The organism is Dactylosporangium sp. NPDC049742, from assembly GCF_040674675.1.
Lineage (GTDB): Bacteria > Actinomycetota > Actinomycetes > Mycobacteriales > Micromonosporaceae > Dactylosporangium > Dactylosporangium maewongense.
Genome location: NZ_JBFANF010000002.1, coordinates 115,062 through 129,998 on the forward strand (window position 1 = coordinate 115,062; position 14,937 = coordinate 129,998).

The window sequence follows — 14,937 nt, forward strand, 5'->3', positions numbered from 1 at the left end:
GAGCCACTCAGGCAAGGGGCGACCGGGGCCTTCCTCGATCAGCCGCCCGCGGGAACGGCGTCCTCGGGAGCGGCGTCCGCGGGCTGGGCCAGGGCGCGGGCGGCGTCGGGGCCTTCGGTGAGCAGGACCTCGAAGGCGGCCTCGTCGAGGATCGGGACCTTCAGGGTCGCGGCCTTCTCGGCCTTGGAGCCCGGGGACTCGCCGACGACGACGAAGTGCGTCTTCTTGGAGACGGAGCCGGAGACCTTGCCGCCGCGGGAGGCGACGGCCTCGGCGGCCTGGTCGCGGGAGTAGCGGTCGAGGGAGCCGGTGACGACGACGGTGATGCCGTCGAGGGGGCGGGGGCCGGAGGCCACCTGCTCCTCGACCATGCGGACGCCGGCCGCCGCCCAGCGGTCGACGATCTCGCGGTGCCAGTCGACGGCGAACCAGTCGTGGACGGCGCGGGCGATGGTGGGGCCGACGCCCTCGACCGCGGCGAGCTCCTCCGGGGTGGCGGTGGCGATGGTCTCCATGGAGCCGATGGAGTTGGCCAGGGCCTGCGCCGCGGTGGGGCCGACGTGGCGGATGGAGAGGGCGACCAGGACGCGCCAGAGGGGGCGCTCCTTGACCTCCTGGAGGTTGACCAGCAGCAGCTGGGCGGTGCTGCTGAGCGAGCCGTCCTTGTTGACGAAGAACGGGGACTTGGCGAGCTTGTCGGCGTCGACGTCGAAGAGCTCGGCCTCGTTGGTGAGGACGGACTCGAGCAGGGCGGCGGCGGACTTCCAGCCGAGGGCCTCGATGTCCAGGGCGTTGCGGCTGGCGAGGGCGAAGAGGCGCTCGCGGAGCTGGCCCGGGCAGACCCGCGAGTTGGGGCAGCGGATGTCCTTGTCGCTCTCCTTCTCGGGAGCGAGGGCCGTGCCGCACGACGGGCAGTGCGTCGGCATGACGAAGGCGACCTCGGATCCGTCGCGGCGGTCGGCGACCGGGCCGAGGACCTCGGGGATGACGTCGCCGGCGCGGCGGATGACGACGGTGTCGCCGATGAGGATGCCCTTGCGGACGACCTCCTGCGCGTTGTGCAGCGTCGCCTGCGCGACCTTGACGCCGCCCACGGCGACGGGCTCCATCACGGCGAACGGGGTGACGCGGCCCGTGCGCCCGACGTTGACCTCGATGCCGAGCAGCTTGGTCATCGCCTCCTCGGGCGGATACTTGAACGCGATCGCCCAGCGGGGCGCCTTGCTGGTGGAGCCGAGGCGGCGCTGGATGGACATCTGGTCGACCTTGACGACCACGCCGTCGATCTCGTGCTCGATGGTGTGGCGGCGCTTGCCGTAGTCGGCGATGTAGGCGCGGACGCCGTCGAGGTCGTCGAAGACCTTCCACCGGGGTGAGGTCGGCAGCCCCCAGGCGTGCATCAGGTCATAGGCCTCGGACTGGGTGGCCGGATTGAACCCCTCACGGGCGCCGAAGCCGTGGACCAGCATCTGCATCGGGCGGGACGCGGTGATCCGCGGATCCTTCTGGCGGAGGCTGCCGCTGGCCGCGTTGCGCGGGTTGGCGAACGGCGGCTCACCGGCGGCGACCTGGGCCGCGTTGACCTCCTCGAAGCCGGCCAGGGTGAAGAACACCTCGCCGCGGACCTCCAGCAGGTCGGGCAGGTCGGCGCCGGTGAGGTGCTCCGGGATGCCCGCGATGGTCCGCACGTTGAGCGTGATGTCCTCGCCGGTGCGGCCGTCGCCGCGGGTGGCGGCGCGGACCAGGCGCCCGCGCTCATACGTGAGGTTGACGGCGAGGCCGTCGATCTTCAGCTCGCACAGGTAGCGGGGAGCGCTGCCGGCGTCGCGCTCGATGCGCTGGACCCAGCCGGCGAGCGCCTCGTCGTTGAGCGCGTTGTCGAGGCTGAGCATGCGCTCGGCGTGCTGCACCGACGCGAAGTCGGTGGAGAAGGTGCCGCCGACCCGCTGGCTGGGCGAGTCGGGCGTGATGAGCGCCGGGAACTCGGCCTCGATCGCCTCCAGCTCCCGCATCAACGTGTCATAGACCGAGTCGTCGACGGCCGGCGACTGCAGGATGTAATACCGATACTGGTGCTCGTCCAGCTCGCGGGACAGCTCGGTGTGCCGCTCGCGTGCCTCGAGGGTGGGCTCGGTCCCTGCGTCGTTCATGCCACGAACTTACCGCCCGGGTACGACAAAAAATGGCTACAGATGATCCGTGAGCCGCCGGCCGGCGTCGCGCAGCGCCCGCAGCACCTTCACCGGCGGCACCGAGAGCCCGCACGGCGGCGTGACGACGACCTGCGCCGGCAGCGCGCTGAGCGGGAACCCGAGCTTGCGCCACAGATCCGTCACGGTCGAAGCGGGCGACGGCCCGGACACGCCGGCGAAGAGCCCCGCGCCGCCGTCGAGGAGCTCGCCGAGCGCGTCCAGGTCGGCGAGGAGCGACAGGTCCACGGCGACCGCCACCGCCCCGGCCTCGCGCAGAAGCTCGAAGGGGACGCCGGGGGCACAGCAGTGCGCGACCACCGGCACACCGGCCGCCGAGAACACCGACGACAGCGCGGACCGCGCGACGGAGACGTCCACGGCGCGCAGTGTGCCGTACCCGCTCTCCGAGGGCACCCGGCCGGCCAGCACCGCGGGCAGGGACGGCTCGTCGACCTGCAGCAGGATCGTGGCGTGCGGCAGCCGGGCCCGCACCGACGCGACATGCGCGCGCACGCCGTCCGCGAGGGACGCGGCGAGGTCGCGCGCGGCGCCGTGGTCACGCAGGACCGCCCCGCCGATCGGCAGCTGCAGCGACGCCGCGAGCGTCCACGGGCCGGGCACCTGGACCTTGAACGTGCCGGCGAACGAGGACGCCTGCTCGGTCATCGTGTCGAGGTCGCGCTCGAGGAAGTCCAGGGCCACCCGCAGGTCGTGGCCGGGTCGGGAGGCCACGCGCCAGCGCCCCGCGTACAGCTCGATCGGCAGCTCCGTCAGCAGCGCCCCGCCCCTGCCGATCATGTCGGCGCCGGGGCCGCGCCCGGGCAGCTCCGGCAGGTGGGGCAGGTCCGGCAGCTCGCCGAGCACGATCCTCTGCGCCTCGGCGATGTCGGTGCCCGGCATGGAGCCGATCCCGGTGGCGGACCCCACCGGCCAGGGAAAAGTCATGAAGTTTCCGAAATGGTCGCCGAACCGAGCACGATGTCGCCTTCGTCAGATGGCTGGTAGCAGACGATCGCCTGCCCGGCGGCGACACCACGGGCGGGCGAGTGCAGCGAGGCCGTCAGGGACGAGCCGTCGAGCACCACCGAGGCGGGGAACACGGACCCGTGCGCCCTGAGCTGTACGGAGCAGTCCAGGGCCGACGCCGATCCGTGCCACACCGGCCGGGCACCCACCACGGTGGACACCTCGAGCGCGGACGCCGGCCCCACCGTCACCGTGTTGGTGGCGGGCGTGATCGAGAGCACGTAGCGAGGGTTGCGGTCGGGCGCCGATACCCGCAGGTCGAGCCCGCGGCGCTGGCCCACCGTGTAGGCGAACGCCCCCTCGTGCCGCCCGATGACCGCCCCGGTGGTGGCCTCCACGATGTCGCCGGGCTGCGACCCCAGCCGGTCGGCGAGGAACTTCCGCGTGTCACCGTCGGCGATGAAGCAGATGTCGTGGCTGTCCGGCTTGTCCGCCACGGCCAGGCCGCGCGCGGCGGCCTCCTCGCGGACGGCGGCCTTCGTGGAGTCGCCCAGCGGGAACATCGCCCGGGACAGCTGCTCGGCCGTCAGCACCGCCAGCACGTAGGACTGGTCCTTCGCGTAGTCGACGCTGCGCCGCAGCAGCCCGTCGGCGCCGAGCCGCGCGTGGTGACCGGTGACGACCGCGTCGAACCCCAGCGCCACGGCCCGGTCCAGCACCGCCTCGAACTTGATCTTCTCGTTGCACCGCAGGCACGGGTTCGGCGTCCGCCCGGCCGCGTACTCGGCGACGAAGTCGTCCACGACCGAGTCGTGGAACTGCTCGGCCATGTCCCACACGTAGAACGGGATCCCGATCACGTCGGCGGCGCGCCGCGCGTCGCGGGCGTCCTCCAGGGTGCAGCAGCCGCGGGCGCCGCTGCGATACGTCTGCGGGTTGCGCGCCAGGGCGAGGTGGACCCCGGTCACGTCGTGACCGGCCTCGGCCGCCCGCGCGGCCGCGACCGCCGAGTCGACCCCACCTGACATCGCCGCGAGCACTCTCACAACGAAAGCCTACCTAGAGGCGCGACTTGACCGCGCCGGCCCGGCGGGCCCGCTCCACGACGCCGGGCAGCGCGGCGACGAGCGCGTCCACGTCGGCCTCGGTCGACGTGTGCCCGAGGGTGAACCGCAGCGACGATCGCGCCTCGGCGTCACCGGCGCCCATCGCGATCAGTACATGCGACGGCTGCGCCACACCGGCGGAGCAGGCCGAGCCGGTCGAGCACGCGATGCCCTGCGCGTCGAGCAGGAGCAGCAGCGCGTCGCCCTCACAGCCCGGGAACGAGAAGTGCGCGTTGCCCGGCAGCCTGTCCGCGGGGTCGCCGTTGAGGATCGCGCCGGGCACGGCGTCGCGGACCCGGGCGACGAGGTCGTCGCGCAGGCGCCCGATCCGCTCCGCGGTCTCGCGCTGGGTCTTGACCGACAGCTCGACCGCCACGGCGAGCGCGACGATCCCGGGCACGTCCAGGGTGCCGGAGCGCACGTCGCGCTCCTGCCCGCCGCCGTGCAGCAGCGGCGTGCAGGCGACCTCACGGCCGAGCAGGAGCGCGCCGACGCCGATCGGGCCGCCGAGCTTGTGCCCGCTGACCGTGAGCGCGGCGGCGCCGCTGGCGGCGAAGTCGACGGGGACCTGCCCGACGGCCTGCACCGCGTCGGTGTGGAACGGCACCCCCGCGGAGGCCGCCAGGGCGGACAGCTCGGCGACCGGCTGGATCGTGCCGACCTCGTTGTTGGCCCACATCACGGTGGCGACCGCAACGTCGTCGCCGGACACCGCCTGCGCGAAGTCGTCGACCGAGACCCGGCCCGACGAGGAGACCGGCAGCCACGTGACCGCCGCGCCCTCGTGCCGCTCCAGCCAGGTGACCGCGTCGAGCACCGCGTGGTGCTCGACGGAGCTGGCCACGATCCGGTTGCGCCGCGGATCCGCGGCCCGCCGGGCCCAGAAGATGCCCTTGGTGGCGAGGTTGTCGCTCTCGGTGCCGCCCCCGGTGAAGATCACCTCGGACGGCCTGGCGGCGAGCGCGGCGGCGATCTGCTCGCGCGACTCCTCCACCCGGCGGCGGGCCTGGCGGCCGGAAGCGTGCAGCGACGAGGCGTTGCCGACTGCACGCGCCGCGGCGACGAAGGCGTCGAGCGCCTCCGGGAGCATCGGCGTAGTGGCGGCATGGTCGAGGTACGACATCGGACCCAAGCCTAACGGCCGTCCGCTCCTTACCGCGCCGCCGGTTGCCCGGTGATCACCACAGGGTCCCGGCGGCGGCGGTCTTCGCGCCGAACCGGGCCACCGCACGTGATGAGGGGCGCTGTCCCGGGCGGGGTATCGCTCCAGCGGGACGGCGGTCCTGACGGCATGCACCCGTCGTACGTCATCACTGCCGGTGACCGTCGGCGCGTCGCCGGAGCCAATTCGCGCAGTCTGAAAAAACGCGCTCTTGCCCTGTACTGCATCCAGCACCCCCGCCCGCGCCGAATACGTAGACGGAAGTCCCCTGTGAGATGCGATAACTTCAGGACGTGCCTGTGCGACGGCGACAACCACGGCGGGCCCGGTGAGTGCCGGGCACCCGCCGGACGGCGAGGACGGCTTCGCCGAGCTGTTCCGTGCCGGTGACGAGCGCGCGCTGCGGCAGGCGTACGAGCGGTTCGGGCCGGCCGTGTTCCACCTCGCCGCCCGTGGGCTGGCGAGCACGACGGACGCCGAGGACGTCACGCAGGCCACGTTCGTGGCGGCGTGGCTGGGCCGGGAGAGCTTCGACCCCGCCCGCGGGTCGATGCTCGGCTGGCTGCTCGGGATCGCCCGGCGCAAGGTCGTCGACCAGATCCGGGCGGCGGCCCGCGACGACCGGATCGCCGACTCGGTCCGCCGGCTCGCGCCCGCCGTCGAGGTCGAGGCGCCGCCGGACCGGGTCGTCGACCGGCTGGTCGTCGCCGACGAGATGGCCCAGCTGCCCGGCGAGCAGCGGCGGGTGCTGGAGCTGGCGTTCTACGACGACCTGACCCACCCGCAGATCGCGGCGGTGACAGGCCTGCCGCTGGGCACGGTGAAGAGCCACCTGCGGCGCGGGATGGCGAGACTTCGCAGTCGATGGGAGGTGGACGGTGTCACATTTGGAGCCCGAGCGGCTGGTGCTTCTGGCGCTCGGTGAGGAGACCCTCGACCAGCACGAGACCGGCCACCTCGACACCTGCGGGCGGTGCCGCACCGAGGTGGACGAGCTGCGCGACGTCGCCGGCCTCGGCCGTCAGACGCAGCGGCTGCGCGACCTGCCGCCCCCGCCGGAGCACGTCTGGCAGCGGATCCGGGCGGAGCTGGCGGCGACCGACCGGGCCACACCCCCGCCCGCCGTGACGCTGCACACCGACCCACCACCGACCGCCGCACGTCCTCGGGTCGCTTCAGCGGCCGCGGTACTGCCCGCAGACGGCACCGTCCGTCGCCGGCACGGCTGGCGGGTCACCGCCGCTGTCGCGGCGGCGGCGGCCGTCGTGGCCGCGGTCGCCGCCGCGGCCGGGACGGCGCTGGTGCTGCGGGACGGGTCCCCGGGCCCCGCCGTCGCCTCCTGCCCGGCCGGCTCGCCCAGGGTGTCGCTGGAGGCGCTGCCGGGCGCACCGGCCGGGGCGGGCGGCTACGCCTGCCTCGTCAGCGTCGACGGGGAGCGGAAGCTGTTCGTGCACGCCGAGGGGATGCCGGACCAGCCCGACGGCGACTACGAGGCCTGGCTGCTCGACTCGACCAGCCTGGACGCCCCCGCGCTGCGCATGCAGGCGCTCGGCGTGATGGGCGCGAAGCCCGACCAGCAGCTGACCGTGCCCGGCACGCTCGACCTGCGCAAGTTCAACATCGTCGACATCTCCGCCGAGCCGCACGACGGCGACGCCACCCACTCCGGCAAGAGCCTGCTCCGCGGCACGCTCCCCTAGCCCGTCTTCCGGGGCACGGAAAAGCGCCGCCCGCCGGAGACGGCGGGCGGCGCTCTCGTCAGCGCGGGGTTACTTGCGCTTGCGGATCTCCTCGGCGGCCTGCGGGACGACCTTGAACAGGTCGCCGACCACGCCGAAGTCGGCCAGCTCGAAGATCGGCGCCTCGGGGTCCTTGTTGACCGCGACGATCGTCTTCGACGTCTGCATGCCGGCCCGGTGCTGGATCGCGCCGGAGATGCCGAGCGCCACGTACAGCTGCGGCGACACCGTCTTGCCGGTCTGGCCGACCTGGAACTGGTGCGGGTAGAAGCCCGAGTCGACCGCCGCCCGGGACGCGCCGACGGCGGCGCCGAGCAGGTCGGCCAGCTCCTCGACGAGCTTGAAGTTGTCGGCGCTGCCGACGCCGCGGCCGCCGGAGACGACGATCGAGGCCTCGGCGAGCTCCGGGCGGGCGCCCTTCGCCTCGACCTTGCGCTCGACGACCTTCGCCAGCTTGTCCTTGTCGGTCAGCGCGACCTCGACCTGCTCGACCGACGCGGTGGCCGGCGAGGGGGTGGGGGTGAGCGAGTTGGGCCGGACCGTGACGATCGGCAGGCCCTTGCTGACCTTCGACTTCACGATCGTCGAACCGGCGAAGACGACCTGCGTGGCGACACCCTCGGCGTCGAGGGCGACGATGTCGGTGAGCACCCCGTTGTCGAGCTTGACGGCGACCCGTCCGGCGATCTCCTTGCCCTCCTGGCTGGAGGCGACGAGCACCGCGGCGGGCGACACGCGCTGGATCAGCGACGCGAGGACGGTGGCCTTGCCGGCCACGAGGTAACCGTCGAGGTCCTCGCTCTCGGCGGCGTAGATCTTCGAGGCGCCGAACTCGCCGAGCTTGTCGGCGACCGCCGCGGCGGAGCCGCCGAGGACGACGGCGGAGACGTCACCCAGCGTGCGGGCGAGGGTGAGCATCTCGAGGGTGACCTTCTTGACGGCACCCTGGGAGGCCTCGACGACGACCAGTACTTCAGCCATGGTTCCGAACTCCCTTAGACGAACTTCTCGGAGGCCAGGTACTCGACGAGCTTGCTGCCGCCGTCGTCACCCGCGTCGATCTTGTTGCCGGCCTGGCGGGGCGGGCGCTTGCTGTGCTCGACGACGGCGCTGGTCGCGCCCTCGAAGCCGACCTCGCTCGCGGCGATGCCCAGGTCGCCCAGCGACAGGGTCTGCAGCGGCTTCTTCTTGGCCGCCATGATGCCCTTGAACGACGGGTAGCGCGGGTCGTTGATCGTGTCCCACACGCTGACCAGGGCGGGGGTGGAAGCGGTGACGACCTCGTAGCCCTCGTCGGTCTGCCGCTCGATGGTGACCGAGGAGCCCTCGACGGTGAGCTTGCGGGCACCGGTCAGCGCCGCGATCCCGAGCCGCTCGGCGATCATGTGCGGCATGACCTGCACGCGGCCGTCGGTCGACTCGGCGCCGCAGATGACCAGGTCGGCCTGCTGCTGCGCGATGGCGGCGGCGAGCACCTTCGAGGTGGCGACGGCACACGAGCCGTGCAGCGCGTCGTCGACGACGTGGACGGCGGAGTCCGGGCCCATCGACAGGGCCTTGCGGATCGACTCCGTGGCACGGTCGGGGCCGACGGTCAGGACGACCACCTCGCCGCCGTGCGCCTCCTGGAGGCTCAGCGCCTCCTCGATGGCGTATTCGTCCATCTCGTTGATCACGTTGCTGGCCGACGCGCGGTCGACGGTGTTGTCGTCACTGCGCAGGTTGCGGTCCGCGCCGGAGTCCGGCACCTGCTTGACGAGTACGACGATCTTCATCGTGGTCCGAGGTCCTCCTGCTTGACAGTCACCGCGCCATCGCGGCCGACTTGCGCCCCACGTTACGGCTCATCCTGGTCGCGAACAGGTTCGCCTCTCGTACGTTACTCAAGAGTAGGTTCGAAAGTGTCGTGAAAAGTGTCACCGGAGCACTCACCCTGAATCGGGGGGTGGGTGAAATGTCACAGAACACCGCACTTGTCGAGCCGGCGCGTGAGCTCTCCGCGGCGGTCGCCCAGCACGCTGCGGAAAAGGTCACACACCGTCGCTGCGCGCCACCGAACGAGCATTGGTGCACGTGCGGTCACCCCCGCGAACGCTGCGTGACCGAAACCATCCGCGCGCTCTGGCACATGCCGGTCTAGCCCGCCGACCAGCTCTCGGCCTGCGCCTTCCTCTGCCGCCGCCCGCTCACGCGGCTTCAGTCGTCGACCATGACCGCGGCGACCTCGGTGCGCGCCGCCCGCCGGGCGGGCAGCAGCGCGGCGACCGCACCGGCGGCCGCGGCGATGACGACGTAGAGCAGCAGCTGGCCGTACGGCACGACGGGGTGCCCGTGGCCGAACTGGCGGATCAGCCCCACCGACGCGGCCACGCCGACCAGCACGCCGAACCCGACGCCGACCACCGCGCCGACGAAGGCCATGAGCATCGCCTCGAGCACCAGCATCCCGCGCAGCTGGCCGCGGGACAGCCCGAGCGCCCGCAGCAGGGCCGACTCCCGGGTCCGCTCCAGCACCGACAGGGCGAGGGTGTTGGCGATGCCCGTCAGGCCGATCACGATCGACATGCCCAGCAGCGCGGAGAACACGCCGAGCTGCTCGTCGAGCGTGCCGGTGATCCGGGCCCGCCACTCGGCCTGGCTGCTGACCTGGGTGAGCGGCGCCTCCTTCAGCGCCGCGTCGACCGCCGCCCGCGAGTCGACCGGCGCGACCCCCTCAGCGGCCTTGACCAGCACCTGGTCGGGGTCGCCGGCGCCGAACACGGTCGCGTAGTCGCTCCAGTCCAGCAGCGCCTGCCCGTCGGTCGGCGCGTCGTCGTACAGTGCGGCGACGGTCAACGTGAGGGTGCGGACCTGCACGGAGGAGCCGACGCGGGCGCCGATCTCGTCGGCGAAGAACCGGTTGAGCGCGACCGTGCCGGGCTTGAGCGCGCCGGCCGAGCCCGCGGTGATCTCGGGGCGCAGGACGGTGTCGAGGGCGCCGGGCTCCATCGTCCAGATCTGGGTGAACCGGCCGCCGACGTCGCCCTCGCGGCTGCGGGACGCGGCGACCGCGGCCAGCTCGCGGTGCGAGCGCAGGGTCGTCGTCACGGCCAGGGGCACCTTGCGGCTCTGCCCGTTGGGCGTGTAGACGCCGCTGATGATGTAGTCGACCGCGAAGTTCTCGTCGAGCTCCTGCTCGGCCTGCGCCCGCGCGGTCGCCAGCAGCACGCTGAAGACGCTCATCAGCGCCAGGCCGACCATGAGGGCGCTCGTGGTGGCCGCGACCCGCTTCGGGTTGCGCAGGGCGTTGGTGACCGCGAGCCGGCCGGCGGCGCCGAACACCTTCGCCGGCACCCAGCCCGCCCACGCCGTCAGCCGCGACACGATCAGCGGCGCCGCGATCACGATGCCGGTGAACACGAAGATGGCGCCCAGGAACACGATGGGCACGCCGCTGAACCCCGGCACCCTCGTGCCGGCGAGCATCAGCAGCGCACCGCCGGCCGCGGGCACCCCGGCCAGGACGATCCGCAGCAGCCGCCGACCGGGCGCGACCTCGGCCAGGGCGGTGGTGCGCAGCGCCGCGATCGGCGGGATGCGGCTCGCGGTCGCGGCCGGCAGCAGCGACGCGATCACCGTGAAGAGCGTGCCGGCGAAGACCCCGACCAGCACGGTGGTGGGCGTGACGATCAGCCGGTCGACGCGGACCCCGCTGCCGACGGTGTTGCGCCCGATGAGCAGCCCCTCACCCACGACGGTGCTCACCAGCAGGCCGCCGAGGGAGGCGACGACGCCGACGACCACCGCCTCCAGGATCACCGAGCCGAACAGCTGCCGCCTGGACGCGCCGACGCAGCGCAGCAGCGCCAGCTCCCGGATCCGCTGCGCGACCAGGATCGCGAACGTGTTGTAGATGACGAACACGGAGACGGCGAGCGCGATCAACCCGAAGCCGAAGATCACGATCAGGAAGCCGTCGACGTACTTGGCGGCGGCCACGGCGTACTCGGCGCGCATCTGCGCACCCGTCATCACCCAGGCCCGGCCGCCGAGGGCCGACTCCAGGCGGCCGGCCAGCTCGGCCTGCGACACGCCGGGCTGCGCGGACACCACGACCTGCGCGTAGCCGTCGGCGCCGGTCAGCGTGCGCATGTCCGCCGGGGTGAGCGCGGCGACGGTGAAGCCCGCGAAGCGCTTGTTGGCGCCGAGATCCATGATGCCGACGAGGGTCAGCGCGACCGGCTTCTGGTCGAGGCCGACCACCGACACCTGCTCGCCGACCTTGAAGCCGTAGATCTCCGCGGTGGTGTCGTCGACCGCGATCTCGCCGGGGCGCTGCGGCTGCCGGCCGGTGCCGACGTCGTACATCGACAGGTGCTCGTCGCCGGGGGTCGACAGCGCCCAGCCGATCCGGCCCAGGTAGGAGATCAGCCGGCCGTTCCGGTCGAGCATGGGCAGCCGCTCGGCCATCCTGCCGTCGGCGTGCGCGACGCCGGGCACGGCCTTGACCTCCTCGACGATGCCGGTCTCGAAGCGCTGCCCCGACTCGCTGAACCCGGACGAGCCCACGGACGCGTCGACGTGCTTCGCGGCGCGCGCGAGATCGTCGTAGAAGGCGGCCTTGGCCGTATCGCCATAGACCAGGGTGCCGGCGAGGAAGCCGACACCGATCATGATGGCCGTGGCGGTCAGCAGCAGCCGGAGCTTGTGCGCCCGGAGCCCGGCGAGAGTTGTTCGAAGCATCGGCCGCGACTGTACCCAGAGCAGCTGAGGGGAGTCTGACAATGGTGTCGATGTGGGCACTCATCCGGCGCTGGTTCGACCCCGACGAGGTGCGCTCGGTCGGCACCACACCCGACTACCGGTTCTCCCTGGCCAACGAGCGCACGTTCCTGGCCTGGCTGCGCACGGCGCTCGCGCTGGTCGGCGGCGGGCTGGCGGTCGCGCAGTTCCTGCCCGGGCACCGGCTGCGGATCGTCATCGCGGTGTCGCTCTTCGCACTCGGCGGGCTGGTCGCGGTCCGCGCGGTCGACCACTGGGCCCGCAGCGAACGGGCGATGCGGCTGGGTGAGGCGCTGCCACCGTCGCGCTTCCCCGGCATCCTGGCGCTGATCGTCGCGGTGGGGGCGGTCGCGCTGCTGGTGGCGACGTTCCTGTGACGTCCTCCGGCGACGGCCCGCACATGGTGCAGCCCTCGGACGACGGGCCGCCGGGCGCGCAGCTGGAGCGCACCATGCTCTCGTGGCGCCGCACGACCGTGTCCTTCACCGCCGTGGCGCTGCTTCTGGCGAGGTTCGCCGTGATCGAGGCACCCCGGCCGGTCGCCCTCGCCGCGGTCGCCGCCGTCGGCCTCACCTGGGCCGTCGCGATTCACCTGATCAGGATGAGAATCGCCCGGCTCACCCGCCCTGTGCGCCGCACGCTGCCCCTCGTCGTCACGCTCATCCTCCTGTACAGCCTGACGGGCACCCTCTTGCTGGTGTCATAGGGCGCCCCACTGCGTCATGATGGCGAAATGGGACGTGCGCTGCCCTTTCTCATCGTTCTCGTCGCGACGCTGGTCGCGTTGATCGACTGTCTGTCCACGGACCGTGACGACGTCCGGGGACTACCCAAGACCGTCTGGTGTCTCGCCATCCTGCTGCTGCCCGTCGTGGGCGTGATCGCCTGGTTCTTCGCGGGCCGACCCTTCACGACCGAACAGCACGCCGGCGTCGCCGCCGCGGGCGGGACCCGCCGCCGGCCGTCGAGGCCCGTCGCCCCCGACGACGACCCCGACTTCCTCCGCAACATCGACACCACCCGGGCCCGCAACGACGCCGAGCTCCTGCGCCGCTGGGAGGAAGACCTCAAGCGCCGCGAGGAGGAGTAACCCGCGCCGCTTCCGGTGCTGCCGGCGACTCCGGCGGCGTGGGCGTCCTCGGTACGCACAGCGTCAGCGCGGCGGGTGCGATCCGGGCCACCAGCACGCGGGCCGGCGCGACCACGTCGCCGTCCAGCTCGCGGGCCTGGTCCTGGCCGGTGTGCACCTCGACCTTCCGCGCCCGGAAGGTCTCCAGCTGCCGGGTCCCGCCCCGGCGCATGACCACGCCCCAGCCGAGCAGGATCCAGTCGGTGAGGTCGCGCGGGGTCAGGATCGCCACGTCGAGCCAGCCGTCGTCCGGCCGCAGCGGGATCCCGCCCTGCAGGCGGCCCACGTTGGCGACGAGCACGCTGCGGGCCCGGCGGCGGATCCAGCGGCCGCCGTCCAGCCGGATCCGCATCAGGACCCGCTTGCGGCTCAGCCTCCGGGCGCCCGCCGCGACGTACGCCAGCCAGCCGAAGCGGCGCTTCGCGGTGTCGGGGGTGGCGTCGAGCATCTCCGCGTCGAAGCCCATGCCCGCCATGACGGTGAACGTGCCGGGGTGACCGGTGCTGGTGTCGGCGCCGTCCACGATGCCGACGTCGATGCGGCGCCGGTCGCCGTGGATCGCGACCTCGACCGCGGCCCGCACGTCGCGGGTGATGCCCAGGTTGGTGGCGAGCAGGTTGCCGGTGCCGGACGGGACGAGCGCCAGGGCGACGTCCGTGCCGGCGAGCACCGACGCGACCGCCATCACGGTGCCGTCACCCCCGCAGACGAACACCACGTCGACGCCGGCCTCCACCGCCTGGACCGCCATCCCGCAGCCGGGGTCCTCGGGGGTGGTGGTGAGCCACAGCGGCTCCGGCCAGCCCGCCGCGCCGAGCAGGTCGCAGATCTCCCTGCGCCTCTCGTCCAGGTCGACGACCTTCGACGGGTTGACGATGACCGCGCTGCTGGTCACGCCTCCACCTCCGCCACGCTCCGGCGTCGGCCCGAGCCGCTTCGCTGGCCGCTCACGCCACCGCCTCCGCTGCGCTCCGGCGCCGGCCTGAGCCACACCTGCCATGCCGGTGAGCGGCCCGAGCCGCTTCGCTGGCCGCTCACGTACCCACCTTGCGGAAGCGTGCCTGGAAGAAGCAGTACACCCCGAACGCCGCGACGCCGACCGCGACGGCGAGCAGGAGGAACTTGCCGAACGGCTGGGCGACGAGGGTGTGCAGCGCCGCGTCGAGCCCGCGGGACTTGGCGGGATCGTTGGTGATCGCGGCCTGGAGCAGCAGGACGCCCACGATGCCGAACGCGACCCCCTTGGCGATGTAGCCGACCTGGCCCGCCCTGGTCGCCGTCTTGCGGGTCTTCGGGTTCGCCGCGCCGAAGTTCAGCTTCCGCGCGAACTTGCGCTTCCACCCGTACCACAGCATCCCGGCACCGAAGGCGAGCACACCCAGCCCGATCAGCCCCACCAGCCAGACCCCGGCGGGCTTCGCCATGATCCCGGCGGTGAACTGCTGCTGCTGGTTGGCGCTGGACGACGGCGCGCCGGTGATGACCTTGCCGGCGGTCCACGCGAGGGCGGCGTAGATCACGACCCGCCCTGCCGAGGCGACCCGCTCCCAGACGCGCTCCTTGCCCTGCACGTCGCGGTGACCCCAGATCGCGAGGGCGACCTGCCAGAGCGCGAGCGCGACCAGGCAGATGAGCACGAACCACAGCAGCAGCTTGCCGAACGGCTGCTCCGCGAGCTTCTGGAAGGCGCCGGACTGGTCGCCCTCCTGCCCCGCCTCGCCGAACGCGATCTGTGCCGCCACCCAGGCGAGCGCGAGGTGCAGCAGGCCGTATCCGACGAAACCGACCTTGGTCAAATTCTTGAACAGGTCACTCTGCGTGGCGCGGTGTGCTGTATCGGCGGGGGTCATGTTCTCGTTCTCCCCCGACTGGGCATGTTGGC

Annotated in this window: 14 protein-coding genes; 5 read left to right on the top strand and 9 right to left on the bottom strand. The window is 72.7% G+C overall.

The window, feature by feature from the left end; translation table 11 throughout:
• Positions 1–38: 38 nt before the first annotated feature.
• From ligA to AB0J72_RS04095, 4 genes are read right to left on the bottom strand one after another with little or no spacing between them, the layout of a single operon-like run.
• Entirely contained in the window at positions 39–2,150 is a 2,112-nt protein-coding gene (ligA, locus tag AB0J72_RS04080) for an NAD-dependent DNA ligase LigA (protein ID WP_363394197.1), read from the bottom strand.
• A 36-nt stretch (positions 2,151–2,186) separates the two neighbouring features.
• Positions 2,187–3,137, bottom strand: a complete 951-nt coding sequence (locus AB0J72_RS04085; protein WP_363394200.1) for a methionine synthase — start codon at positions 3,135–3,137, stop codon at positions 2,187–2,189.
• Positions 3,134–4,204: a tRNA 2-thiouridine(34) synthase MnmA gene (gene mnmA, locus AB0J72_RS04090; protein ID WP_363394203.1), complete on the bottom strand. Its 1,071-nt coding sequence runs from the start codon at positions 4,202–4,204 to the stop codon at positions 3,134–3,136. The genes AB0J72_RS04085 and mnmA overlap by 4 nt, the downstream gene beginning before the upstream one ends.
• Before the next feature lie 13 nt (positions 4,205–4,217).
• Complete coding sequence (locus AB0J72_RS04095) at positions 4,218–5,387, bottom strand: cysteine desulfurase family protein (RefSeq protein WP_363394207.1); 1,170 nt, start codon at positions 5,385–5,387, stop codon at positions 4,218–4,220.
• Between the two features lie 367 nt (positions 5,388–5,754).
• On the opposite strand from AB0J72_RS04095, the gene AB0J72_RS04100 reads away from it, so the two are divergent.
• Together AB0J72_RS04100 and AB0J72_RS04105 are read left to right on the top strand one after the other, a co-directional pair.
• Positions 5,755–6,351, top strand: coding sequence for a sigma-70 family RNA polymerase sigma factor (locus tag AB0J72_RS04100; protein WP_363394210.1), 597 nt, complete (start codon positions 5,755–5,757; stop codon positions 6,349–6,351).
• A complete protein-coding gene (locus AB0J72_RS04105) occupies positions 6,305–7,126 on the top strand; it encodes an anti-sigma factor (protein ID WP_363394213.1) in 822 nt (273 codons plus the stop codon). Before AB0J72_RS04100 ends, AB0J72_RS04105 begins: the two co-directional genes overlap by 47 nt.
• A gap of 69 nt (positions 7,127–7,195) precedes the next feature.
• Here the strand turns inward: AB0J72_RS04105 and AB0J72_RS04110 are convergent, their stop codons facing one another.
• From AB0J72_RS04110 to AB0J72_RS04120, 3 genes are all read right to left on the bottom strand, one after another.
• Positions 7,196–8,146, bottom strand: coding sequence for an electron transfer flavoprotein subunit alpha/FixB family protein (locus AB0J72_RS04110; protein WP_363394216.1), 951 nt, complete (start codon positions 8,144–8,146; stop codon positions 7,196–7,198).
• Positions 8,147–8,160: 14 nt separating this feature from the next.
• The gene (locus AB0J72_RS04115; protein ID WP_363394218.1) at positions 8,161–8,940 is read right to left on the bottom strand and encodes an electron transfer flavoprotein subunit beta/FixA family protein; all 780 of its coding nucleotides are present in this window, start codon (positions 8,938–8,940) and stop codon (positions 8,161–8,163) included.
• 421 nt (positions 8,941–9,361) lie between these two features.
• Positions 9,362–11,887 carry an FtsX-like permease family protein gene (locus AB0J72_RS04120; protein ID WP_363394220.1) on the bottom strand — a complete coding sequence of 842 codons (2,526 nt, stop codon included), beginning with the start codon at positions 11,885–11,887 and terminating at the stop codon, positions 9,362–9,364.
• A gap of 50 nt (positions 11,888–11,937) precedes the next feature.
• Between AB0J72_RS04120 and AB0J72_RS04125 the strand changes: the two genes are divergently transcribed.
• Genes AB0J72_RS04125 through AB0J72_RS04135 form a run of 3 tightly spaced genes read left to right on the top strand, consistent with a single transcriptional unit; the run spans position 11,938 to position 13,016 of the window.
• Positions 11,938–12,303: a DUF202 domain-containing protein gene (locus AB0J72_RS04125; protein WP_363394222.1), complete on the top strand. Its 366-nt coding sequence runs from the start codon at positions 11,938–11,940 to the stop codon at positions 12,301–12,303.
• Between the two features lie 23 nt (positions 12,304–12,326).
• On the top strand, positions 12,327–12,632 hold the full coding sequence (locus AB0J72_RS04130; protein ID WP_363394224.1) for a DUF202 domain-containing protein: 306 nt from the start codon (positions 12,327–12,329) through the stop codon (positions 12,630–12,632).
• A 27-nt stretch (positions 12,633–12,659) separates the two neighbouring features.
• Positions 12,660–13,016, top strand: a complete 357-nt coding sequence (locus AB0J72_RS04135) for a PLD nuclease N-terminal domain-containing protein (protein ID WP_363394226.1) — start codon at positions 12,660–12,662, stop codon at positions 13,014–13,016.
• On the opposite strand, the gene AB0J72_RS04140 is transcribed toward AB0J72_RS04135, so the two are convergent.
• Together AB0J72_RS04140 and AB0J72_RS04145 are read right to left on the bottom strand one after the other, a co-directional pair.
• Positions 12,994–13,950, bottom strand: coding sequence for a diacylglycerol kinase family protein (locus AB0J72_RS04140; protein WP_363394228.1), 957 nt, complete (start codon positions 13,948–13,950; stop codon positions 12,994–12,996). The two genes, AB0J72_RS04135 and AB0J72_RS04140, sit on opposite strands and share 23 nt — an antisense overlap.
• Positions 13,951–14,089: 139 nt before the next feature.
• A complete protein-coding gene (locus AB0J72_RS04145; protein WP_363394230.1) occupies positions 14,090–14,905 on the bottom strand; it encodes a DUF1206 domain-containing protein in 816 nt (271 codons plus the stop codon).
• Positions 14,906–14,937: the final 32 nt, after the last annotated feature.

Excerpts from the sequence above, each read along its gene's own strand:
- ligA (WP_363394197.1), bottom strand. The coding sequence starts at position 2,150 with ATGAACGACGCAGGGACCGAGCCCACCCTCGAGGCACGCGAGCGGCAC.
- AB0J72_RS04085 (WP_363394200.1), bottom strand. The coding sequence starts at position 3,137 with ATGACTTTTCCCTGGCCGGTGGGGTCCGCCACCGGGATCGGCTCCATG.
- AB0J72_RS04095 (WP_363394207.1), bottom strand. The coding sequence starts at position 5,387 with ATGTCGTACCTCGACCATGCCGCCACTACGCCGATGCTCCCGGAGGCG.
- AB0J72_RS04110 (WP_363394216.1), bottom strand. The coding sequence starts at position 8,146 with ATGGCTGAAGTACTGGTCGTCGTCGAGGCCTCCCAGGGTGCCGTCAAG.
- AB0J72_RS04115 (WP_363394218.1), bottom strand. The coding sequence starts at position 8,940 with ATGAAGATCGTCGTACTCGTCAAGCAGGTGCCGGACTCCGGCGCGGAC.
- AB0J72_RS04120 (WP_363394220.1), bottom strand. The coding sequence starts at position 11,887 with ATGCTTCGAACAACTCTCGCCGGGCTCCGGGCGCACAAGCTCCGGCTG.
- AB0J72_RS04125 (WP_363394222.1), top strand. The coding sequence starts at position 11,938 with ATGTGGGCACTCATCCGGCGCTGGTTCGACCCCGACGAGGTGCGCTCG.
- AB0J72_RS04130 (WP_363394224.1), top strand. The coding sequence starts at position 12,327 with ATGGTGCAGCCCTCGGACGACGGGCCGCCGGGCGCGCAGCTGGAGCGC.
- AB0J72_RS04135 (WP_363394226.1), top strand. The coding sequence starts at position 12,660 with ATGGGACGTGCGCTGCCCTTTCTCATCGTTCTCGTCGCGACGCTGGTC.
- AB0J72_RS04145 (WP_363394230.1), bottom strand. The coding sequence starts at position 14,905 with ATGACCCCCGCCGATACAGCACACCGCGCCACGCAGAGTGACCTGTTC.